We start from the raw sequence: 22,679 nt of genomic DNA on the forward strand, positions 1-22,679 counted from the left end.
ACGACACTGTGCGCCGCCCGGCGCCGGATTTGCCCGCAAATCGGACAAAAAATGCGCCGCGCGCCACTTTTGTGCTTACAATCGTTGCACGTCCATGCACTTTTGCCCCCTTAAGTTGCCCATATGCTCAATGCCGCCCCCGAACCCGGATTGACCGCCGCGCGCCAGCAAGCCGTCGTCGCGGCCCTGCTGGCCGTGCTGCCGGCACGCTGCGTGCTGTCCGACGCGGAAGACACGCGCCCCTACGAATGCGACGGCCTTGCCGCCTACCGCCAGCTGCCGATGGTGGTCACCTTGCCGGATACGGAGGAACAGGTCATCGCCATCCTCGGCGTCTGCCGCGAACTTGGCGTGCCGATCGTGCCGCGCGGCGCGGGCACGGGGCTGTCGGGCGGCGCCCTGCCCATCGCCGACGGCGTGGTGCTGTCGACGGCGCGCCTGAACCGCATCGTCCGCCTCGATGCCTACGCGCGCACGGCCGTGGTGCAGCCGGGCGTGCGCAACCTGGCCATTTCCGAAGCGGCGGCTCCCCACGCGCTGTACTACGCGCCCGACCCGTCTTCGCAGATCGCCTGCAGCATCGGCGGCAACGTGGCGGAAAACTCGGGCGGCGTGCATTGCCTCAAATACGGCTTGACCGTGCACAATGTGCTGCGCGTGCGCGTCGTCACCATCGACGGCGACGTGCTGGAACTGGGCGGCGAATGCCTCGATTCGCCCGGTCTCGACCTGCTGGCCGTCTTCATCGGCTCCGAAGGCATGCTGGGCATCGTCACGGAAGTGACGGTCAAACTGATACCGAAGCCGGCCACGGCGCGGGTCATCATGGCGTCCTTTGACGACGTCGTCACGGGCGGCAATGCCGTGGCCAACGTGATCGCCGCCGGCATCATCCCGGCCGGGCTGGAAATGATGGACCAGACGTCCTCGCGCATGGTCGAACCGTTCGTCAAGGCCGGCTACGACACCGATGCGGCGGCCATTTTGCTGTGCGAGGCCGATGGCACGCACGAAGAGGTGGAAGAGGAAATCGCGCGCATGACGGCCGTGCTGGAAGGGGCGGGCGCCAGCGCGATTGCCGTCTCGCAGTCGGAAGCGGAGCGCATGCGCTTCTGGTCCGGCCGCAAGAACGCCTTTCCCGCAGCGGGCCGCATCTCGCCCGATTACTACTGCATGGACGGCACCATTCCGCGCAAGCGCCTGGCGGAAGTGTTGACGGGCATCGCCGCCATGGAAACGACGCATGGCTTGCGCTGCGCCAATGTGTTCCATGCGGGCGACGGCAATCTGCATCCGCTGATCCTGTTCGACGCCAACATGCCCGGCGAATTCGAGCGCGCCGAGGCGTTTGGCGCGGACATCCTGGCCCTGTGCGTGGCCGTGGGCGGCACCATCACGGGCGAGCATGGCGTGGGCATGGAAAAGATCAATTCCATGTGCGTGCAGTTTACGCGCGCCGAACTCGATGCCTTCTTTGCCGTCAAGCGCGCCTTCGACCCCCATGCCCTGCTGAACCCGGACAAGGCGATACCCACCTTGAACCGCTGCGCCGAATTCGGCAAGATGCATGTGACGGCGGGGCGGCTGCCGTTCGCCAACCTGCCCCGTTTTTAACCGCCGGAGACTCCTTTGCAAGCGATAGTGGAACAATTCAGGCAGCAGATCCTCGCTGCCAGCGCGGCGCGCAGGCCCTTGCGCCTGCGCGGCGGCGGCACGAAGGACTGGTATGGCCAGCAGCTTGACGGCGAGGTGCTCGACACGCGCGCGTATGCGGGCATCATCGACTATGAACCGACGGAGCTGGTGATCACGGCCCGCTGCGGCACGCCGCTTGCCGAGATCGAGGCGGCGCTGGCCGCGCGCAAGCAGATGCTGGCTTTCGAGCCGCCCCATTTCGGCCCCGGCGCCACCGTGGGCGGCGTCGTCGCCAGTGCGCTGTCCGGCCCGCGCCGGGCCAGCGCGGGGGCCTTGCGCGATTTCGTGCTGGGCGCCGTGCTGATGGATGGCCACGGCGAACGCCTGGCCTTTGGCGGGCAGGTCATGAAAAACGTGGCCGGCTACGATGTCTCGCGCCTGCTGGCGGGGTCCATGGGCACCTTGGGGCTGATCCTGGAAGTGTCGCTCAAGGTGCTGCCCCTGCCGCTGCGCGAAGCGACCTTGCGCCTGGCGTGCGCGGAAATCGCCGCCTTGCGCCTGCTCAATGAATGGGCCGGTCAACCGCTGCCGATATCGGCCAGCTGCTGGCACGACGGTGTCCTGAGCGTGCGCCTGTCCGGCGCCGAGGCGGCCGTCTCGGCAGCCCTGCAGTCGCTGGGCGGCGAGCTGCTCGCGCCCGATGACGCGGCCGCCTTCTGGCTGTCCCTGCGCGAGCAGACGCACGCCTTTTTTGCGGGCGCGGGCAGCCTGTGGCGCCTGTCGCTGCCGCCGCACGCCAGCGCCGTGATCCTGAAAGGGCGCCAGCTGGTCGAGTGGGGCGGGGCGCAGCGCTGGCTCAAGCTCGACGGCGACGCCGATGCGGCAGGCGGCCAGCGCATCCGCCAGGCGGTGGCCGCTCTCGGGGGCCACGCCACCCTGTTCCGCGGCGGCGACAAGGCGGTCGGCGTGTTCCATCCGCTGGCGCCGGCCGTAGAAAAAATCCACCAGCGCCTGCGGCAGGCTTTCGACCCGGCCGGCATCTTCAACCCGCACAGAATGACTTGAGCGCATGCAAACCAATCTCGCCGATTTCATCAAGAATACGCCGGCAGGCGACGAAGCCGAAGCCATCCTGCGCGCCTGCGTGCATTGCGGCTTCTGCACGGCCACCTGTCCCACCTACCAGCTGCTGGGCGATGAACTCGACGGCCCGCGCGGACGCATCTACCTGATCAAGCAGGTGCTGGAGGGCGCGCCCGTCACGGCCAAGACGCAGACGCACCTGGACCGCTGTTTGACCTGCCGCAACTGCGAGTCGACCTGTCCGTCCGGCGTGCAGTACGGGCGCCTGGTCGACATCGGCCGCCACGTCGTCGAGCAGCGCGTGCAGCGCCCCTTGCGCGAACGGGCCTTGCGCTTCGCCCTGAAGGAAGCCTTGCCGCGCCGCTGGCTGTTTACGCCCGTGTACAAGGCGGGGCAGGCGCTGCGGCCCTTGCTGTCAAAAGGCTTGCAGGATAAATTGCGCCCCGGCGCGAATGCGGGGGCATGGCCGGCGCGCCGGCACGCGCGCACCATGCTGCTGCTCGACGGCTGCGTGCAGCCGGCCATGTCGCCCAACATCAACGCGGCCACGGCGCGCGTGCTCGACGCGCTGGGCGTGCAATTGATCGTCGCGCCCAAGGCGGGCTGCTGCGGCGCCCTGCGCCATCACCTGAACGACCAGGAGGCGGCGCTGGACGACATGCGCCGCAATATCGACGCCTGGTGGCCGTATGTCGACAGCGCCGAAGCCATCGTCATGACGGCCTCGGGCTGCGGCGCCACCGTCAAGGAATACGGCCACCTGCTGGCGCACGATGCGCAGTATGCGGACAAGGCGCGGCGCATCGCGGAACTGACGCGCGATTTGTCCGAGATCATGCCCGCGTTTGAGGCGCAGCTGGTGGCGCTGCTGCAAGGACGCATCGGCAAACGGGTGGCGTATCACCCGCCGTGCACCCTGCAGCACGGCCAGCAGGTGCGCGGCAAGGTCGAGCAGGTGCTGCGCGCCGTCGGCGTCGACGTGCGCCTGTGCGCGGACAGCCATCTGTGCTGCGGTTCGGCCGGCACGTATTCGATCCTGCAGCCGGAACTGTCGCAGCAGCTGCGCGACAACAAGGTGGCGAACCTGGAAGCGTGCGAGCCGGAGATGATCGTGTCGGCCAATATCGGCTGCCTGAGCCATTTGCAGTCGGGCACGCAGACGCCCGTGCGGCACTGGATCGAGCTGATTGATTCGGCCTTGACGCCCGTCAAATAGGTACTTCGCTGTATTGCGCGATACGCCATTGCGGCGCGGGGATGAATTTATCCGCTCACTCCAGCACGGCGTCCGCCTGCATGGGGCGGGCGATGCCGTAGCCTTGCGCCAGGTCGCAGCCCAGCTGGATCAGGCGCGCGCCGTGTTCGATGCTTTCCACGCCTTCGGCGATCACCGTCAGCGAAAACGAACGGGCCAGCCCGATGACGGCGCGCACCAGGTGCAGGTCGTCGCGGTCGTTGAGCATGTTGCGCACGAAGCTCTGGTCGATCTTGACGATGTTGGCCGGCAGGCGTTTTAGATAGGACATCGACGAGTAGCCGGTGCCGAAATCGTCGAGCGCGAAGGTGATGCCCAGCGCCTGGCAGGCGCGGATGATGCGGCGCACGTGCTCGATGTCGTGCAGGGCCGACGATTCGAGGATTTCCAGCTCCAGCATGCTGGCGCGCACGCCGGGAAATTCGCCGAGGATGGTTTTCAGGCGCGAGACGAAATCGGGCTGCTGGAAGTGGCGCGCCGCGATGTTCACGCTGACCACCCAGTGCTGGCCGGCGTCGCTCCAGCGCTGCATCTGCCACAGGGCCTGGCGCAGCACCCATTCGCCGATGTCGATGATCAGATCCGTCTGTTCCACCAGGGGCAGGAACTGCGCCGGCGCCAGCACGCCGCGGCGCGGATGCTGCCAGCGCAGCAGCGCTTCCATGCCCACCACCGTGCCGGCGCGCATGTTCACCTTCGGCTGGTAGTACAGCCGCAATTCGCCGTTGATCAGGGCCTGGCGCACTTCCGTGCGCTGGTTGTGGTGGGTGCGCACTTCCTCGTCGAGATTCGTGTCGAAGAAGTGGTACTGGTTGCGCCCCGTCAATTTGGCCTGGTAGACGGCGTGGTCGGCGTGGCGCAGCAGGCTTTCCGTATTCAGGTCCTTGCCCGCATACACGGCGACGCCGGCGCTGGCCGTCATGTGCAGCGCCTGCTGGTCGCACTGGTAGGGACGGGCCAGCTCGGCCATCAGCTGCGTGACGTTCTGTTCGATGCTGGCGATGCTGGCCTGGCCGCACAGCAGCAGGACGAATTCATCGCCGCCCAGGCGCGCCGCATAGTGAACCTGTCCCGAAAAGCCGTGCAGCCTGCCGGCCACCTGCTTGAGGATTTCATCGCCTGCCTCGGCGCCGTGGCGGTCGTTGATGGCCTGGAAGTGGTCGAGGTCGAACAGGCACACGGCCAGCAGGCGCTGGCGTTCGCGCGCGAGGAACATTTCCTGCTCGAAGCGGGCGGCCAGCGCGGCCCGGTTGGGCAAGCCCGTCAGCACGTCATTGTAGTTTTGCCATGACAGCTTTTGCAGGGCCTGCTGCATGTGCACGGTTTCGTTCAGTTGTTCGCCCAGCTGGCGCTGGCTGGTCTTGAGCGAGCTCAATAGCTCTTCGATATTGCCGGCCATGCTGTTGAAGGCCTGCGACACGGCTTGCGCCTCGGGCGTGCCGCCGGCCGCCAGGCGCACGGCGAAGTCGCCGCCGCGGAAGCGGTCGCTGGCCTGCACGAGGCGCGCCAGCAGCCTGCGGTGCGAGGCCAGGATCAGGCCCAGCAGCAAAAAAACGAGGACGATATTGATGGCGCTCAGCATGGCCTGCTGGCGTACGCTGTGCCATACCTGCGTCAGCGGCAGGCCGGGCGTGTAGTGCAGGTCGAGGATGCCGTCGCCACCGCCGGGCAGGGCCACCGTCAGGCGGCTGCTGATGGCCGTGATGCCGGCCAGGCGCGCAAACCATGCCGGTACCGTGGCCGCCAGTTCTTCGGCCAGTTCCCGGTCGGCGCGTATCTCGATGTGTTCGGAAGCGCTATCCCAGCGGATGGCGGCGAGGCTGCGGTTCAGCGGCAGGGCGCCGCGCAGCGCCTGCTGCACATTGTCGCGCAAGCTCTCCATGTTTGCCTGCACGGCCACCGGCAGCACGGTATTGGCCAGGTAGAGATTGAGTTGCCGCGCATCGTTCTGGTAGCGGGAATTGGCCAGCGCCGTTTCCGTATCGAGCAGGACGTGATAACGGACGGCGGAAACGGCGAGTATCAGAAGGAAAATAGGGATGAAAAGGCGGCAATAGCAGCCCATCCGCATCCATGAAGACAATATTTTCCCAAAGACTGGCATCGTTTTTTGATCGATATCTGCGAATAATTATGTAAACATTATCACTGAAATTTGCTATTGGAAACACAATATTGATGTCAGGCATGAAATAAATACGAATTTATTGATTTTGCATGATTGTTGTCTTTAATCAAAACGATGAATTTTTACTCCTGTAGCAGTTTCCGTATGTCGGCCACGAGGCTGGCCGGCTTGCTGGCCGTCGCGTAGCGGCGAAATACGCGGCCATCCTTGCGCACCAGGAATTTGGTGAAATTCCATTTGATCGACTGCGTGCCGAATATGCCGGGTGCCGCCTGTTTTAATTGCGCAAACAGGGGGTGGGTATGCGGGCCATTCACGTCGATCTTGGCAAACAGGGGAAAGGTCACGCCGAAGTTCTTTTCGCAAAAGGCGCCGATGTCCGCATTCGAGCCCGGTTCCTGCTGGCGGAATTGATTGCAGGGAAAGCCCAGCACGACGAGGCCCTGGTCGTGGAATTCGCGGTATAGCGCTTCGAGTCCCGCGTATTGGGGCGTGAAGCCGCAGGCGCTGGCCGTATTGACGATCAGCAATACCTTGCCCTTGTAGCGGGCCAGGTCGACGGGCGTGCCGTCGAGCGCCGTCGCCTCGACATCGTGGATGTTGTTCATGTCACAGGAGTCCCAGTTTGGTGGCCGTGGAGGGCGGCGCCGCCGCCGGCGCCGTTGCGCCCTTGAGCTTGATCGCCAGGCGCAGGTCGTTGACGGAGTCCGCATTGCGCAGCGCGTCTTCGTAGCTGATGGCGCCCGCCTCGTGCAGGTCGAACAGGGCCTGGTCGAACGTCTGCATGCCATGCTCGCGCGATTTTTTCATCAGCTCCTTGATCTCGTGCACCTGGCCCTTGAAGATCAGCTCGCTCATCAGCGGCGAATTGAGCAGGATTTCCAGCGCCGCCTGGCGCCCGCCGCCATCCTTGTTGGGGATCAAGCGCTGCGAAATCATGCCCTTCAAATTGAGCGACAGGTCCATCAGCAATTGCTGGCGCCGCTCTTCGGGGAAGAAATTGATGATGCGGTCGAGCGCCTGGTTGGCGTTGTTCGCGTGCAGGGTGGCCAGGCACAGATGGCCCGTCTCGGCAAACGCGATGGCGTGGTCCATGGTGTCGCGGTCGCGTATCTCGCCGATCTGGATCACGTCGGGCGCCTGCCGCAAGGTGTTTTTCAGGGCCGTGGCCCAGTCGTCCGTATCGACGCCCACTTCGCGCTGGGTGACGATGCAGTTGCCGTGCGGATGGATGAATTCCACGGGGTCTTCGATGGTGATGATATGGCCATGGCTGTGCGCGTTGCGGTGGCCCAGCATGGCCGCCAGGGTGGTCGACTTGCCGCAGCCCGTGGCGCCCACCATGATGACGAGGCCGCGCTTGCTCATCACCACGTCTTGCAGGATGGCGGGCAGGCCCAGGCTATCCAGCGTGGGGATGGCGGTATTGATCAATCGCAAGACCATGCCCGCCTGGCCCATCTGCACGAAGGCGGACACGCGGAAACGCCCGAGGCCGTCCGGGCTGATGGCGAAATTGGCTTCGCGGCTGGACTCGAACTCGGCCGCCTGGCGCTCGTTCATGACGGCGCGCACGTAGCCGGCCGCCTGTTGCGCGGCCAGCGCGCCGCCCGCCAGCGGCGTCAGCTTGCCGTCGAGCTTGATGGCGGGCGGAAAGCCGGCCGTGATGAACAGGTCGGAGCCGCCCCGTTCGCGCATCTGCGCCAGCAGCGCGTGCATGGCGCCATAGTGTTCGTGCGTCGTCTGCATGGCTTATCCGGGGAAGTTTTCAGGCGACTTGGCGGCCGAACGGGCCGTTTCCGCCGAAATCGCGCCGCGCCGCACGAGGTCGGACAGGCACTGGTCCAGGGTCTGCATGCCCACGTTGGCGCCCGTCTGGATGGCCGAATACATTTGCGCCACTTTTGCTTCGCGGATCAGGTTGCGCACGGCCGGCGTGGCCAGCATGATTTCATGCGCGGCCACGCGGCCCGCGCCATCTTTGGTTTTGAGCAAGTTTTGCGAAATCACGGCTTGCAAGGATTCGGACAGCATGGCGCGCACCATTTCCTTTTCCTCGGCGGGGAAGACGTCGATGATGCGGTCGATGGATTTGGCCGCCGACGAGGTGTGCAGGGTGCCGAACACGAGGTGGCCCGTTTCGGCCGCCGTCAGCGCCAGGCGGATGGTTTCCAGGTCGCGCAGTTCGCCCACCAGGATCACGTCCGGGTCTTCGCGCAGGGCCGAGCGCAGCGCATTGCTGAAGGAATGCGTGTGCGAACCCACCTCGCGCTGGTTGATCAGGCATTTCTTCGGCTCATGCACGAATTCGATCGGGTCTTCGATGGTCAATATATGGTGGTTCAGCCGTTCGTTGACGTGGTTCACCATCGCCGCCAGGGTGGTCGACTTGCCCGAACCCGTCGGGCCCGTCACCAGTACCAGTCCCCGTGGGCGCATGGCCAGCTCGCCGAAGATGCGCGGCGCGTTCAGGTCTTCCAGGGTCAGCACTTTCGACGGAATCGTGCGCAGCACGGCCGAGGCACCGCGTTCCTGGTTGTAGGCGTTGACGCGGAAGCGGGCCAGGCCGGGAATCTCGAACGAGAAATCGCACTCGAGCGCTTCTTCATACGCCTTGCGCTGGCTGTCATTCATGATGTCGTAGATCATGCCGTGCACTTCCTTGTGCTCGAGCGGGGCCACGTTGAGGCGGCGCACGTCGCCATGGACCCGTATCATCGGCGGCAGGCCGGAAGACAGGTGCAGGTCGGAAGCCTTGTTGCTGACGGAGAAAGCGAGTAGTTCGGAGATGTCCATTTATAATCCCTGTGCCTGCATTGATGGGCTGGCGCACTGTGCCGCCGCCCCTATACACTAGAAAATGATTATGTCCACAATCGAACAGAACTTGCAAGCCGTGCGCGACAGTATTGCGCAGGCCGCCGTGGAGGCGCAGCGCGCCCCTGCCGACGTGACCCTGCTGGCCGTGTCAAAAACCTTCGGCGCGGACGCCGTGCTGGCGGCCATGCGGGCGGGGCAGATGGCGTTTGGCGAAAATTATCTGCAGGAAGCGCTCGACAAGATCGCTCTTGTGAAGGAGGCCGCACCGCAGCACGTCCCTGCATGGCATTTCATCGGCCCCATCCAGAGCAACAAGACGCGCCCGATTGCCGAGCATTTCGACTGGGTGCACACGGTGGAACGGGAAAAGATCGCCGCGCGCCTGTCCGAGCAGCGCCCGGCCGGCTTGCCGGACCTGAATATCTGCCTGCAAGTCAATATCAGCGGCGAAGCGAGCAAGAGCGGCGTGACGCCGGCTGACTTGCCGGCGCTGGCCCATGCCGTGGCACAGCTGCCGCGCCTGCGCCTGCGGGGCCTGATGGCGATACCCGAGCCGGAAACGGATCTCCGCCGCCAGCGCCTTGCGTTTGCGCAATTGCGTGCGCTGTACGAACAATTGCAGGCGGACGGCCTGGCGCTCGACACCTTGTCGATGGGCATGTCGGCCGACTTGCGCGCCGCCGTGCTCGAGGGCGCTACCATCGTGCGCGTGGGCAGCGCCATCTTCGGTTCCCGCAACTATTCCTGATTTTTTTTGAAAGCACAGCCATGACGACAGAATTGAATATCGCATTTGTAGGCGGCGGCAACATGGCCGCGGCCCTGATCGCCGGCCTGGCGGGCAAGCTGACCCTGGGCGGCAACATCCACGTGATCGACCCGCATGCGCCCGCGCTGGAAAAACTGCAGGCGCAGTTCGGCGTGACGACGGCTTCCGCCGCCGGTGACGCGCTGCGCGGCGTGGACGTGATCGTGCTGGCCGTCAAGCCGCAAAGCATGCGCGAAGTGGCGGCGCAACTGCTGCCCTTCCTCGACGGCGAGCGGCCGCCCTTGATCCTGTCGATCGCGGCCGGCATCCGCGCGGCCGATTTGTCGCGCTGGCTTGGCGATTATTCCGCCATCGTGCGCTGCATGCCGAATACGCCGGCCCTGATCGGCATGGGCATCACGGGCATGGTGGCCAGCAGCGGCGTGAGCGAAGAGCAGAAAAAGACGGCGGACGCCATCCTGCGGGCCGTCGGCCAGACCGTCTGGCTCGACGACGAAGCGAAGATCGACCCCGTCACGGCCGTCTCCGGCAGCGGCCCCGCCTATGTGTTTTACTTTATCGAAGCGATGCAGCAGGCGGCTGCCGAACTGGGCCTGACGCCGGAGCAGGGCACGCAGCTGGCCATTGCCACGTTTACGGGCGCGGCGCAGCTGGCGGCGAACTCCAGCGAACCCGTGTCCCTGCTGCGCGAGCGCGTCACCTCGAAGGGCGGCACGACGTATGCGGCGCTGACCAGCATGGAAGAGAGCGGCGTGAAGGCGGCCATCGTCAAGGGCATCAAGGCGGCCGCCCAGCGCGGGCGCGAGATGGGGGACGAGCTGGGCAAGTAAGGCGACGCGTTTCACGGCGCGGCCCGGGCCGGGAAGCGGCTTGGGCCGGCCTGGCCGCGTGTTTATGCGGCTTTCCAGAAGATGTAGTCGGCCTGGTAGGGCACCCATAGTCTGGCGCCGACGGACTCCATGCCGCAGGGGCTGCTTGGCGCCACGCCGCCGCTGGTGGCCACGCGCTGGATGTAGCTGACGCCCTGCATGGCGCCGCTACCCATGGCCGGATTGGCTTTGACCAGTTGATACGGGATATTGCCCGCGCCGGCCGGCGCCACGGCCACTTGCGTGGCCGTCACTTTCGAGCCGTCCAGGCTGGCCCAGGTGGCCGGCGGGCCCGCATACGTGCCCACTTGCATGCCGCTGCGGTCGTTCAGGGCCGCGTCCGGTCCCACGAAGGCCCATTCATGTCCCGTCATGTCTTTTTTCGCTTTGCATTCGTAGGCGATCTTGCCCACGCCCACCGTCTGCATGGCGACCTGGTGGCCAGCGGGTACTTGCACGGCGTTCGGCAAGTGTTCCTGCGAATAGCGCGCGCTCATGGGGGCACAGGCGGCCACGAGCAGGGCGGCGCACAGGACGGTGAGCAAGGGGGCGGTATGGCGTGGGGCAATGAAGGCATGCATGGCGAACTCCTGGTCGTTGGCTCAACCGGCTGGTTGATATCCTACATACGCACGGGTCCGCCATTTGGATGCAGCCAGGCGCAAAAATAGTTACGGCGGCGTTTCTTTCTTGCTGAAACGCTGCGCCAGCGCCAGCACGACGGGCAGGGCGGTGGTGGCATGCCTGAGCAGCGCGCCGCTGGCCCGCAGCAGCGGCAGGAAGCGGCGCGGGCGCACCAGTACCAGGCCCAGCACGGCGCCGCCCACCATCAGGGGAATTTTAAAACGCGTGGCCAGCGTGTGGCGCAGATTGCCGCCCGTCAATGGTTCCAGCAGCTGGCGCGTCTGCACGCCCAGGGCCAGGCGCTGCAGCGCGCATTCGGCCAGCAGCGCGTCGCGCCGCTGCGCCAGGCTGGCTGCCGTGTGCACGTGGGCCAGTTTGGTGGGATGCGTGGTCATGGCCGCTCCGATCCCCGGCGGGCCAGCAATTGCAGCTCGTCCAGGTCTTTGTTCAGTTCGGAAAGTGTGAAGGACAGCAGTTTCGGCTTGCTGCGGAAACTGGCGCGCACGCCCAGCAGGGTGGCGATAGCGGCGGCGATGAAGACGGCGGCCGTGACGGCGATGGCGGCGATGCGGTGCGTATCCCAGAACAGCACGATGACGAGGAATACGATCAAGACGAGGCCGACGAACAGGCACAGCAGCGCCAGCATGGCCAGCGCCAGATAGGACAGGAAGCGCAGCGATTCTTCTTCCATTTCCACGGCCGCCAGGGCCAGACGGGTCTGGACGATGGCGGCGAGGGTCGCTGCGACCTGGGCGACATGATGAACGATAGCCATTGCTGCCTTTCGTATCGGGGACGGCCGTGCCGTCGATGCTGCCCGGCGCGCCTGCCGCCGGAAGGAGTGCGCCGCTCTAGCGGCGCGAGGACAACAGCAGGCCGAACAGCACGCCCACGACGGCGCCCGCGCCCACGGCTTTCCATGGATTGTCCTGCACGTATTCATCGGTGGCCTTGGCCGCCTTCTTGGTACGTTCGAGCAAGTCTTCTTCCAGCTTGATCAAATCCTTCTTGGCCGTTTCCAGGGTGGCGATGAACTTGTCCTTGACGGCTTTGACATTCTCGCCCGTCTGGTCCTTGGCGCCATCGAGCCAGCCTTCCGCTTCATGGATGACGTTTTTCAGGTCGCCAGCCAGTTTTTCACGCGCCTTGTCGGCGTCGGCAAGGACGCTGTCGTTGCTGGATTTTCCGGTATGTATCGAGCTCATGTATTACCTCATGGAAGTGAAACTGCACAGTGAAATACCAGTGTAGACAGCAGCGGCCAGCTTGTCTTGCGCCGCCTCAAAGGCTGCTGCAGCGCAAGGATCATTGATTAACGGAAAGCAAAGTCCAATACCACTCCCGCAAACACCGCTGCTCCTAGCCAGTTATTATGCCGGAATGCCGCAAAACACGGCATACGCTCGCGTGCGCGGATCAGTGTGTAGTGATAAACGGCGCAGCCGGCCGCCACCAGCAGCCCCGCCACATACCAGTAGCGCAGGCCCAGATGCCAGCCGCAGACCAGCCACAACAGCAAAAATGCGGCATAGCAGAACATGATGATGATCACGTCGTAGCGGCCGAAGGTGATGGCCGAAGTCTTGATGCCGATTTTCAGGTCGTCGTCGCGGTCGACCATCGCGTATTCCGTATCGTAGGCCACGGCCCAGAAGACATTGCCCAGCAGCAGCAGCCACGCGACGACGGGCACGGAATCCGTGATGGCGGCAAAGCCCATGGGGATGCCGAAGCCGAAGGCGATGCCCAGGTACGCTTGCGGAATCGCAAAGAAACGCTTGAAGTAGGGGTAGGTGCCGGCGATGATGACGGCGGCCACCGACAGCTGCTTCGTCAGCGCATTCAAGGGCAGGATCAGGCAGAAGGCCAGCACGGTCAGCACGCCGGCCACGGCCAGCGCTTCCTTGCCGCTGATGCGTCCGCTGGTGATGGGGCGGTCCACGGTGCGCTTGACGAATTTGTCGATATCCTGGTCCGCGTAGTCGTTGATGGCGCAGCCGGCCGAGCGCATCAGGAACGTGCCAAGCGTAAAAATGAGCAACAGCCGCCAGTCCGGCACGCCCTGCTGCGCCAGCCACAGCGCGCACAGGGTAGGCCACAGCAGCAATACGGTACCGATAGGCTTGTCCAGCCGTATCAGGCGGAAATACAGCGCCAGCTTGTTCATGGAAGACTCGATCTTGTTGAAGAGAAAGATCGATTATCGCAAAATAGTGCGCACCGTACTATTTTGCGCCTGGCCGCTAGTCTTCGTCGTCGTACAAGGAGGTGATACCGGGCAGCTCGCAGCTGGCGATGGCGGAGCACAGGGCGTCGATGGCGGCCTTGCGCGTAAAGCTCTTGCGCCAGAGCATCACCACGCGGCGCGATGGCACGGGTTCGGCGAAGGGGCGGTATTCGAGCATGCCGTCGGTGGCATGCATGTTCGGCACGGACGCGCGCGGCAAGACCGTCAGGCCGATGCCGCTGGCCACCATGTGGCGGATAGTTTCCAGTGAGGAACCTTCGAAGGTGCGCTGCATGCCGTTGCCGGGCGAGGAAAAGCGCGCCATTTCCGGGCACACTTCCAGCACCTGGTCGCGGAAGCAGTGGCCATTGCCCAGCAAGAGCATGGTTTCCGACTTCAAGTCCTGCGCGGCGATCTTCGCGCGCGCCGTCCAGGGATGGTGGCGCGGCATGGCCACGACGAACGGTTCGTCATACAGTTCCTGCATGGCCATGCCGTGTTCGGGCAGGGGCAGGGCCATGATGGCCACGTCCAGTTCGCCCTGGCGCAGCAGTTCGAGCAAACGAACCGTGAAGTTTTCCTGCAAGATCAGGGGCATTTGCGGCACCTGGTCTATCATGGCCTTGACCAGCGGCGGCAGCAGGTAGGGGCCGATCGTGTAGATCACGCCCAGGCGCAGGGGGCCAGCCAGCGGGTCCTTGTTCTGCTTGGCGAGTTCCTTGATGGCGGCCGTCTGTTCCAGCACGCGCTCGGCTTGCGCGATGATTTGCGCGCCCAGGGGCGTGACGGAGATTTCCGCGCCGCCCCGTTCAAACAGGACCACGCCCAGTTCGTCTTCAAGTTTCTTGATGGCCACTGACAAGGTGGGTTGGGCAACGAAACAGGCTTCGGCGGCATGGCCGAAGTGCTTCGCTCGCGCGACTGCAACGATATATTTCAGTTCAGTCAGTGTCATAGGTTGATTGAAACACAGGAAGTGCTTACTTGCAATGAATGAAAGGTGGCGCAAACGTGAAACTGTGGCGCCGATGGCGTATTGTAGCGGATCGCCCCCTATAATGCGGGAGTGGGCGGCGGAGGGAGAGGGTGATGGATGTGCACATACAGGCGCTGGAAGCGGCAATTAATTACTGGCGTGCCCGGCAACCGGCGCGCGGCAACGAATATGCGCTGTCGGCGCCCGTCAGCCGCCTGGCCGGCGTGTATGCGCTGATGATTTATTACCGGCAAGATTCCATCGCCCGGGACAGCCTGGAACCGGCGGTCCTGGCCCTGATCGATGCCTGGCGCCCGGATGCGGGCGGCATCCAAGGCGATAGCCACGCCCGAGCGTGACCATATTTAACCCAACAAGAGATACCGATGCCTGACTTTGAAAACAAACTGTGCGGCCGTGACGAATTGCGTGCCCGCGCCGCGGCCCTGCCGAAACCGGTGGTGGTGACGAACGGCGTGTTCGACATTTTGCACCGCGGCCACGTGACCTACCTGGCGCAGGCGCGCGCGCTGGGCGCCTCGCTGGTCGTTGCCGTGAATACTGATGCTTCGGTGAAACGTCTGGGCAAGGGCGACGACCGCCCCCTGAACAGCTGCGAAGACCGCATGGCCGTGCTGGCCGCGCTCGAAGCGGTGAGCCTGGTCGTGCCGTTCTCGGAAGACAGCGCCCTGGAAGTGGTGCAGGAAATCGAACCGGAAATCTATGCCAAGGGTGGCGACTACGACATGGCGGCCATTCCGGAAGGGCGCGCCGTGCTGGCGTACGGCGGCCAGGCCGTGGCCATCGACTTCGAGCACGACCGCTCGACCACCAAGCTGCTGACGAAGGTACGCGCGCAGCAAGGCCTGGAAATATTGTCATAAACATCAGCATCTGCTGCTGGCATGGCGCCGGACATCATGGTGAAAACTTATCCAATGTTTCCATGTAGATAAAAAGACGTTACTATGAGAATAGCCTGGGCTGGGATACTGTTTCCACAGCCCCAGCCCGTCGTAGCGTGTTCGGCGCCATTGCATGGCGCTTGTCGTTAGTCATAGAAAAAATAATGGACCTTAAAACTTCTGGGGATTGGCCACTGCCTTCCGGCACCTGGTACTTGGATGACGCTGGCGCGTGGACGATGCAGCGCAGCGCGGACGGGCAGAACGTCTCGCCTTTACTGAGCCAGGCCGATATCGGCAAGCTGATGCACGCCCGCCGCCTGCCCGGCGCCGCCGGCGAGCCCGTGCGGCAGTTCCCGCCCGAATTCGCGTACGACCCCGCTTCCGGCGTCGCCTTGCAAGTGCCGCCCGACGCGGCTGCCACGCCGTCCGGGGTGGCGCCTTGGGTTGCGCCTTTCGGCGCACAGGCCGTCAGCGACGTGCCGCCGGCCGGCCCGGCCGGCTTGCGCCAGGCCGGCGTGCCGCTGAAACTGGCCGACCAGCGCGCGCGCGAAGAACATGCGCAGGCGGAAGTGTCGCTGCCCATGCCGCCGCCGGGCGAGTACGAATTCTTTTCCGCCCGGTTCGGCACCAGCGCGCCCGCGCTGCTGGCGCTCGACCCGCGCAGGGCCGTGCTGCACGCCTGGCTGCCCGCCTCGAAACGCTGGCTGGCGCTGGACCCCGACCATGGCAGCCTGCTGGCCGAATCGGACCTGGCCCACGGCGCCTGGCGCGCCGAGCTGGTGCCGGACTTCAATAGCGTGCTGGTCTTGCCGACCAGCCACGGCCTGGCCTGCATCCGTCCCGACGTGCCTTCGCTCACCTATGTGGTCGAGCACGTGGGCGGCGCGCCGTGCGCGGCCGCGCCCGTCTGGTTCCAGAACCGCCTGTGGGCCCCGCTGCGCGACGACGACGGCCGCATCCGCTTCGTCAACCTTGACGCGCAACAAAAGCAGGGCAGCGACGTGCTGCTCGACGGCATGATGGATCTGGGTGCCGTCGGCGCGCCCGTGGCCTACAACCGCATGGCCGTGTGGCCCTGCGCCAACGGCCAGCTCCGGCTGCAGCTGCAGCCGGACGGCAACGTGGCCGCTTCGTTTACGCCGTGGCCGGAAGGGCTGGTGCCGCATTTCGAATTCGGCAGCCCCTACCTGTCGCGTGACGGCGGCCTGTGGCAGCTGTGCTTTGAAAGCCGCCGCGGCACCTATGTCTACGTGAAACTGGGCAGCCAGGCCGAGAAGGCCGACGCGCTGGCGCCGCGCCTGTGTTCGGGCAGCTTCAATTACCGCTTCGCCACCAAGCTGAAAACGGCGCCGTGGGAAGAGCCGGAACACGGCGACGACGGCGGCAAGAACCAGGCCGTCATGCCGCTGCTCGAATCGGGCGGCGGCAACAGCGTCTTCGGCGTCAAGTTTGCCACCAGCGCCGGCCTGTCCAGCGTGCTGCGTTCGAGCGAGCGCCTGGCGGCCCAGCTGGTGCAGGACGATGAATTGCGCGAAACCGTGTTCCACACCTTCGCCGTCAGCGAGCCGTGGCGCGTACGCCTGTTTGTACATGAAGGCACGCTGTGGGCCTACCACCCGCTGCTGTCGCGCATCGATGGCTGGGCCTTGCAGGCATGAAGGCGCGCTTACTGACCGTGGCCTGCGCCGCGTTTTTCAGCGCCGCCGCCGCGCACGCGGCCGGCATCCAGCAGGCGTTCTTGGTGCAAAACTCGGGCTGGATGGAGCCGTTCTATACGGATGAACATTCGCAATTGAAAGCCCTCGTGGGCGCCGTGGCGCAGGCCGCCACGGGGCCGTCCGACAAGGTCTACACCCTGGCCTTCAGCCAGAGCAGCGGCAGCAATGTGTCGCCATCGCTGATCGGGCAGGGGCAGGGCGGCGCCGGCGTGGCCGGCCAGCTGGCCAGTCTGGGCCTGGCGCGCAAGGGCGCCGGCGGTGCGCTGGCCGACACGGACTTCCAGGAAGCCGTCACCAAGACCATCACGGGGCCGTTCCAGTCCGCCTCCGGCATCGTGTGGATCTTTACGAATAACAAGAACAGCCCGAACAACGACAGCCAGACGGCCGAACGCAACCGCGATTTTTACCGCTTGCTGCACCTGGAGCCGTCGATCACCAAGACGGTGGTGTTTCCGCTGCGCATGCCCGTGCAGGGCAAGCTGTACAGCGCCAAGGGCTTGATGGTGTACGCGCTTGCCTACGGCCAGCCCGCGGCCGAGGCATTGACCCGCATCCTGGCCGAGGGGCGGCTGTCGCAAGTGCTGACGCGCCCGCCCGCGCGCCTGAAACCGGTGGACCAGGATGCCGTGCGCATCGTGCCCCAGTCCGTCAAGAACAGCCCCAATGTGCACGCCAGCCTGGGCCGCGACGGGCGCACCATCGTGCTCGACGTCGATGCGGCGAAGCTGGTGCCGCAGGTGGTGCTGCAGGCGTCGCTGCAAAACATGTTTTTCCCGTACGTGATCGACAGCGCCAAGGTACACGCCAGCCTGGCGGGCCAGAACGCGCCGCTGCACGTTGCGCCAGATCAAATCCGCCAGCTGCAGCCGGGCGCCAGCCAGTCCGTGCAGGTGCAGTTTGCGTTGCCGATGGCGCAGATCCCGTCGCCGTGGTCGGCGCAGGCGATGGCCGCCATGGGCAAGCAGGTGCTGCTGCCCCTGCAGGCGCAGGTGGGCCTGTCGGAACAGCGGCTGGCGCTGGCGTCCAGCTTCGGCAAGGACCTGCAGGAACTGTTCCCCGGCGACCCGATCTCGGAAATGTTCACGCCGCCCGACAGCGTGCGCGCCTCGCAGGCAACGATACCGCTGCTGGTGCGCATCCAGTATCCGCTGCTGCCAGTGCTGGCGCTGCTGGGCGGCTTGCTGGCGTTCGTGCTGGGCTTGCTGGCGCTGGGCTTGCTTGGTACGCGCGCCACGCGCTACAAGGTGATGGCCGACGGCGTGCAGCGGCAAGTGCTGCTCAAACCGTTCAAAAGCGTGCAGATCCGCGATGATGACGGCCGTGACATTGGCGAACTCAAGCGTGGCCTGGGCAAGCCGGTCGTCGTGCGTGTGGCCGAAGGCCATAGCCTGAGCCTGGCCTGAGCAACGATACCCTAAAAATTACTTCCATTTTTCATTAGAGGCATACCATGGCGCAAGACACACCCAAAGACAACGCTGGCTTTACCTTGCCGGCCCCCGTAGCGGCCCCGGCGTCCGCGCCGCCCGCCGCCGACGCGTCCGCCGCCGGCGCGGCCAGCACCGCCACCACCGAGCCTGCGCCTGCGTTCGACGCGGCCGCCACCACGGACACCTCGTCGCGCGACACCCTGATTGGCGGCGTCGTGCTGCTATTGCTGTTCGTCGCCTTTTTCTTTGCCAAGAATGCCTATGCGAACGGCCTGGTGGCCAAGCGCGTGCCGCCGAACAAGGCCAATGCCTCGGGCTGGTGGCTGTTCATCTTCCTGGCCAGCCTGGCGACCGGTGTCGTGCTGGCGGCCGTGAACGCGCATAAATTCCTCGCGCCACTGTTCATGGGACCGCTGGTGCTGGTGGGCCTGGTAGCGTTGCTGTTGACGTTCACCTCCAGCCGCCGCTAAGCGGCAACCCGTTTCATCCAAGGAATCACCATGGCAGAGAACCTGAACCAAACCATCCCCGGCGGCGCCAGCGAGCGCAAGCAGGACAAGATCATCGAACTGCGCCCGACCCTGTTCATCGGCATCGGCGGCACGGGCATGCAGGTGCTGATGCGCGTGCGCCGGCGCATCCTCAACACCCTGTGGGGCGGGGCGGGCCACCGCACGCGCATCGAGGGGCTGGCCGACTTTCCCATCGCGCAATTCATCCATTTCGACCTCGACAATGGCGCCGTGATCGAAAGCGGCGAGTCGCAGGCGAAGGACTTGCAGTTCGACCAGGTGAAGTTCACGGATGACGACAAGGTGGTCGAATCGTTCGACATGGACAAGTACAGCCGTGATGAAGATTCCTTGGAGAAATATCCGCACATCAAGGAATGGCTGCCGCTGACGCCGCAGCGCATCCGCGAGCTGCGTTTCGACATGAGCAGCGGCGCGGGCCAGATCCGCGCCGTGTCGCGCCTGTATTTCTTCGACAAGTATGCGAAGATCCGCGACAAGATCCGCTTGAAGCTGAAGGCGCTGAAGGCGGGCCTGTCGCACGAGCGCCAGCTGGCCGAGCTGGGCTTGCGCATGGAAACGAACCGTTTCCGCATCGTCATCGTCGGTTCCGTGGCCGGCGGCACGGGGTCCGGTTCCTTCCTCGACATGGGCTTGCTGGCGCGCTGGCTGGCGCGCAGCGAAGTGGGCGCGGCCGACGTGGAGCTGATGCTGTTCTTGCCGACCGGCTACACCAAGGCCAACAAGGACCGGGTCGAGGCCAACGGTTATGCGGCGCTGATGGAGCTGGAATCGGCCATGATGGGCAACAAGGGCTATGTGGGTCGCTGGGATGCGTATGACCGCCCGGAACTGACGCGCGAGCCGTACAGCGAGGTGTACCTGATCGATTCGGGCAACCTTGCCCAGCAGCACACCAAGGATGTCAGCGACGTCTACCACATGGTCGCCGACTCGCTGTTCGAGGATTTCGCCTCGGCCGACTTCGCGCGCGCCAAGCGCTCGATCGCCGTCAACCAGGCGCAGCACAAGAACTCGCTGTACAACGCGCCCGTGCCGCAAGACCGCTTCGGCGACATGCGTTTGTATTTCTCGAAGCGCTTTTCCTCGTTCGGCATGGCCGTGCTCGATACACGCCAGGAAGCGGCGCGCGACGAGCGGGCCCACCGCTGGGCCGGCGCCATGCTGCAGGCGTTCTTCGGCGTGGGCGGCACGGATGCGGGCGCCAACCGCGCCACGGATACGCAGCGCGATAATTTCCTCGCTGCAAATATGTTCCTGAAGGGAACGCCATTCAGCGATTTCCCCGAGTTTTCCGACAAGAGCATCGAACTGAAGCGCTCCAGCGGCGACTTCATCGACTTCCGCGTCGTCGATGAATTGCTGGAAGACCGCCACGGCCATCTGCTGGCCGGCGTGGAGAACCGGGTCAACACGCGCATCAACGATATCCGCACGGGCTTTGAGCGCAGCGAATGGCCGGCCCAGGTGCGCGACGCCATGAAACACCTGGAGCGCGACGCCGTGCGCGACCAGGATTCCACGGCCGACACGACGGAAGACCGCATCAGCAAGCGCCGCCGCGAAGTGCTCGACGACGTCAAGAAAGTCGTGCGCGACCAGCTGTATGGCTATCTTGATAATAAAGAATTCGGCGGCCTGGAATACGTGCTGTCGCTGGTGGAACAGATCAAGGACCGCATCGAGGCGCCGGGCAGCGGCTTGACGGCGCAGATCGGCAACAATGCCGAGCGTTACCGCGAAATCAAGGAAGCCGTGCGCTCGCGCGAATACGAACGCCTGCTGAACAACCTCGAACAGACGCGCAGCACCTTCGGTTTCCTCAGCAATGGTGAAAAGCAGGCCGGCGTGGTGATGGATCATCTGCGCACGGAAATGGCGAATGCGCTGAAATTCCATCTGCGCGCCAAGGCGGCGGACGAGTCCGTCATCCTGCTGGGCGAACTGTCGCGCTGGCTGGGCAACCGGGTCGGCGTCGATGCGCAGGGCCGCGCGCAGTGGAATGGCCTGGTGGGCGAGCTGCAATCTGGCCGCGAAGGCGTGCTGGCCATGCTGGCCGAACTCAAAACGGCCAATACCATCCTGCAAAAGGACCTGGACAAGGAACACGCGACCCTGATCGTCATTCCCGTCACGGAAAAAGACATCGCGCTGCCGTCGGCGGCCACCTTGCGCCAGTGGGCCGATGATGCGTTCAAGGACATGGGCGGCTCGAAAGCGCTGTTCCCCATGCTGGGCGAACCGGCGCAGCGGGGCTTGATCCTGGCCAAGGTCACGCGCATGGCGGAGAACATGATCGCCACGGCGGGCCTGGCCGAAGGGGCGACGAGCACGCCCGACCCGCTGTTCGAAGCGCTGGAACAGATGGACGTGTCCGAACGCCTGGACCGCTTCCGCAAGTTGCTGGCCTGCTCCATGCCGTGGATCGACGCCAATATGGCGGGCGACTTCACGGTCGTGTCGGACCAGTTCAAGTGCGTGATCGGCGTGGCCAACGCGGCCGGCTTCAAGGCCAGGTTTGGCGCCGAGCTCGAATCGTGCGTGCCGACCCAGGTGGGCATCACGGTGAGCCAGCTGGAAATCGTCGAGACGGGCATCCGCGGGCGCGCCGTCTGCTATTGCGAACTGGCCGGCGTGCCGATGACAGTGCTGCGGGGCCTGGAAGGCTGGCGCACGAGCTACCGCAAGGAAGGCGACAACGACAAGGCGCCGACCCACACGCATATTGATCCAACGCAATTCACGCACCCGATCGCGCCGAATACCGATGAAATGAAACGCCTGGCCGAGGATTTCGGCGAGTTCCTGCAAGCGATCATGCTGGGCGTGCTGACGCGCCATACGGGCAGGGTCGTGCCGCCGGGCCAGTACCAGTTTGCCGTCGAACCGGGCGATCTGCGCCGCATCGGCAATGAACGGGCCATCCGCCAGAACGGCATGCCCGCCTCGTACGAGAAAAACATCGCCCTGCGCATCGAGGAAAAACTGACGGCGCTTGACGCCGTGCAGACGGCGGCCATGGCGGCGCTGGCAAAATACTATGAACGCACGGTGTATGCGCCCAAGCTGGTGGCGCAGGCCGACGGCTCGCAACTGCCCTACGTCGGCTTTGGCAGCGCCATTTCCGCCGAGGTGGGCGCGCGCCTGCGCGAGTCGGCGCGCCGCAAGGGCATGGCCAGCGATGAGCTGGAGCGCACGGTGCAAGCCTTGCTGGGCCGCCTGAAGGAGTGGGCGAACGTCATCGGCGATTCCGACGGCGACGCCTACGACTGGGAAGTGCGCGAGCCGGAAGCGGACGGCCTGCCGCGCCTGAAATATGCGATCAAGGCGGAAATGCTGGAAGCGGGACGACTGGAGCAGCTGCTGCGCCCGGCCAGCGCGCCGGCCGCCGCCGTGGCGCCGGTCTTCGGCATGGCGCCGCCACCGCTGGGCGGCATGCCGCCGCCGCTGGTGGAACACCAGTATTTCCTGGGTATTAACGGCCAGCAACAGGGGCCGTTTAGCGCCCAGCAGATCGTGCAGTACGTGCAGGCGGGCCAGGTCGCGCCAGCGACCACGAAGGTGTGGCGCGCCGGCTTGCCGGCCTGGACCGACCTGGCCCAGTTCGCCGAACTGGCGCCCCTGTTCCTCAGCGCGCCGCCACCGTTGATGCCGCCGCCCTTGTGAACGCTGGAATGACGTTGGAATGAAGGATTAGT

21 protein-coding genes are annotated in these 22,679 nt (G+C 65.0%); 11 read left to right on the forward strand and 10 right to left on the reverse strand.

Annotated elements, in window-relative coordinates; translation table 11 throughout:
• The first annotated feature begins 123 nt into the window (after window positions 1-123).
• From BXA07_RS13095 to glcF, 3 genes are read left to right on the forward strand one after another with little or no spacing between them, the layout of a single operon-like run.
• Window positions 124-1,614, forward strand: a complete 1,491-nt coding sequence (locus BXA07_RS13095) for an FAD-linked oxidase C-terminal domain-containing protein (protein ID WP_076568344.1) — start codon at window positions 124-126, stop codon at window positions 1,612-1,614.
• 15 nt (window positions 1,615-1,629) lie between these two features.
• Window positions 1,630-2,700, forward strand: a complete 1,071-nt coding sequence (glcE, locus tag BXA07_RS13100) for a glycolate oxidase subunit GlcE (RefSeq protein WP_076568345.1) — start codon at window positions 1,630-1,632, stop codon at window positions 2,698-2,700.
• Window positions 2,701-2,704: 4 nt separating this feature from the next.
• Window positions 2,705-3,934, forward strand: coding sequence for a glycolate oxidase subunit GlcF (gene glcF / locus BXA07_RS13105; protein WP_076568346.1), 1,230 nt, complete (start codon window positions 2,705-2,707; stop codon window positions 3,932-3,934).
• Window positions 3,935-3,989: 55 nt separating this feature from the next.
• Here the strand turns inward: glcF and BXA07_RS13110 are convergent, their stop codons facing one another.
• The 4 genes from BXA07_RS13110 to BXA07_RS13125 all read right to left on the reverse strand — a co-directional run bounded on the left by BXA07_RS13110 (window position 3,990) and on the right by BXA07_RS13125 (window position 8,897).
• Window positions 3,990-6,056, reverse strand: a complete 2,067-nt coding sequence (locus BXA07_RS13110) for a putative bifunctional diguanylate cyclase/phosphodiesterase (protein ID WP_244556266.1) — start codon at window positions 6,054-6,056, stop codon at window positions 3,990-3,992.
• A 167-nt stretch (window positions 6,057-6,223) separates the two neighbouring features.
• Window positions 6,224-6,709, reverse strand: a complete 486-nt coding sequence (locus BXA07_RS13115; protein ID WP_076568348.1) for a glutathione peroxidase — start codon at window positions 6,707-6,709, stop codon at window positions 6,224-6,226.
• A gap of 1 nt (window position 6,710) precedes the next feature.
• Window positions 6,711-7,850, reverse strand: coding sequence for a PilT/PilU family type 4a pilus ATPase (locus BXA07_RS13120; RefSeq protein WP_170909658.1), 1,140 nt, complete (start codon window positions 7,848-7,850; stop codon window positions 6,711-6,713).
• 3 nt (window positions 7,851-7,853) lie between these two features.
• Window positions 7,854-8,897, reverse strand: a complete 1,044-nt coding sequence (locus tag BXA07_RS13125; protein WP_076568349.1) for a type IV pilus twitching motility protein PilT — start codon at window positions 8,895-8,897, stop codon at window positions 7,854-7,856.
• Between the two features lie 70 nt (window positions 8,898-8,967).
• On the opposite strand from BXA07_RS13125, the gene BXA07_RS13130 reads away from it, so the two are divergent.
• Both BXA07_RS13130 and proC read left to right on the forward strand, forming a co-directional pair.
• Window positions 8,968-9,669, forward strand: a complete 702-nt coding sequence (locus BXA07_RS13130; protein ID WP_076568350.1) for a YggS family pyridoxal phosphate-dependent enzyme — start codon at window positions 8,968-8,970, stop codon at window positions 9,667-9,669.
• A 20-nt stretch (window positions 9,670-9,689) separates the two neighbouring features.
• A complete protein-coding gene (gene proC / locus BXA07_RS13135; RefSeq protein WP_076568351.1) occupies window positions 9,690-10,520 on the forward strand; it encodes a pyrroline-5-carboxylate reductase in 831 nt (276 codons plus the stop codon).
• Between the two features lie 62 nt (window positions 10,521-10,582).
• On the opposite strand, the gene BXA07_RS13140 is transcribed toward proC, so the two are convergent.
• The 6 genes from BXA07_RS13140 to BXA07_RS13165 form a co-directional block, all read right to left on the reverse strand.
• Window positions 10,583-11,140: a DUF3455 domain-containing protein gene (locus BXA07_RS13140; protein ID WP_076568352.1), complete on the reverse strand. Its 558-nt coding sequence runs from the start codon at window positions 11,138-11,140 to the stop codon at window positions 10,583-10,585.
• A gap of 90 nt (window positions 11,141-11,230) precedes the next feature.
• A complete protein-coding gene (locus tag BXA07_RS13145; RefSeq protein ID WP_076568353.1) occupies window positions 11,231-11,578 on the reverse strand; it encodes a hypothetical protein in 348 nt (115 codons plus the stop codon).
• The gene (locus BXA07_RS13150) at window positions 11,575-11,961 is read right to left on the reverse strand and encodes a phage holin family protein (RefSeq protein ID WP_076568354.1); all 387 of its coding nucleotides are present in this window, start codon (window positions 11,959-11,961) and stop codon (window positions 11,575-11,577) included. Before BXA07_RS13150 ends, BXA07_RS13145 begins: the two co-directional genes overlap by 4 nt.
• Before the next feature lie 76 nt (window positions 11,962-12,037).
• A complete protein-coding gene (locus BXA07_RS13155) occupies window positions 12,038-12,391 on the reverse strand; it encodes an ElaB/YgaM/YqjD family protein (protein ID WP_076568355.1) in 354 nt (117 codons plus the stop codon).
• Between the two features lie 107 nt (window positions 12,392-12,498).
• Window positions 12,499-13,353, reverse strand: coding sequence for a 4-hydroxybenzoate octaprenyltransferase (ubiA, locus tag BXA07_RS13160; RefSeq protein WP_076568356.1), 855 nt, complete (start codon window positions 13,351-13,353; stop codon window positions 12,499-12,501).
• A gap of 76 nt (window positions 13,354-13,429) precedes the next feature.
• On the reverse strand, window positions 13,430-14,368 hold the full coding sequence (locus BXA07_RS13165; protein WP_076568357.1) for a hydrogen peroxide-inducible genes activator: 939 nt from the start codon (window positions 14,366-14,368) through the stop codon (window positions 13,430-13,432).
• A gap of 134 nt (window positions 14,369-14,502) precedes the next feature.
• Here BXA07_RS13165 and BXA07_RS13170 point away from each other — a divergent pair, with 134 nt between their 5' ends.
• From BXA07_RS13170 to BXA07_RS13195, 6 genes are all read left to right on the forward strand, one after another.
• On the forward strand, window positions 14,503-14,748 hold the full coding sequence (locus tag BXA07_RS13170) for a DUF3717 domain-containing protein (protein ID WP_076568358.1): 246 nt from the start codon (window positions 14,503-14,505) through the stop codon (window positions 14,746-14,748).
• A gap of 27 nt (window positions 14,749-14,775) precedes the next feature.
• Window positions 14,776-15,273, forward strand: a complete 498-nt coding sequence (gene rfaE2, locus BXA07_RS13175; RefSeq protein ID WP_076568359.1) for a D-glycero-beta-D-manno-heptose 1-phosphate adenylyltransferase — start codon at window positions 14,776-14,778, stop codon at window positions 15,271-15,273.
• 236 nt (window positions 15,274-15,509) lie between these two features.
• Window positions 15,510-16,955 carry a hypothetical protein gene (locus BXA07_RS13180; RefSeq protein ID WP_139335555.1) on the forward strand — a complete coding sequence of 482 codons (1,446 nt, stop codon included), beginning with the start codon at window positions 15,510-15,512 and terminating at the stop codon, window positions 16,953-16,955.
• Window positions 16,952-18,421 carry a hypothetical protein gene (locus tag BXA07_RS13185; protein ID WP_083708205.1) on the forward strand — a complete coding sequence of 490 codons (1,470 nt, stop codon included), beginning with the start codon at window positions 16,952-16,954 and terminating at the stop codon, window positions 18,419-18,421. The genes BXA07_RS13180 and BXA07_RS13185 overlap by 4 nt, the downstream gene beginning before the upstream one ends.
• Before the next feature lie 47 nt (window positions 18,422-18,468).
• Window positions 18,469-18,918 carry a hypothetical protein gene (locus BXA07_RS13190; protein ID WP_076568361.1) on the forward strand — a complete coding sequence of 150 codons (450 nt, stop codon included), beginning with the start codon at window positions 18,469-18,471 and terminating at the stop codon, window positions 18,916-18,918.
• 30 nt (window positions 18,919-18,948) lie between these two features.
• Window positions 18,949-22,647: a tubulin-like doman-containing protein gene (locus tag BXA07_RS13195; RefSeq protein WP_083708207.1), complete on the forward strand. Its 3,699-nt coding sequence runs from the start codon at window positions 18,949-18,951 to the stop codon at window positions 22,645-22,647.
• Window positions 22,648-22,679: the final 32 nt, after the last annotated feature.

Origin of the sequence: Janthinobacterium sp. TND4EL3 (assembly GCF_900156175.1) — a bacterium.
Classification (GTDB): domain Bacteria; phylum Pseudomonadota; class Gammaproteobacteria; order Burkholderiales; family Burkholderiaceae_D; genus Janthinobacterium.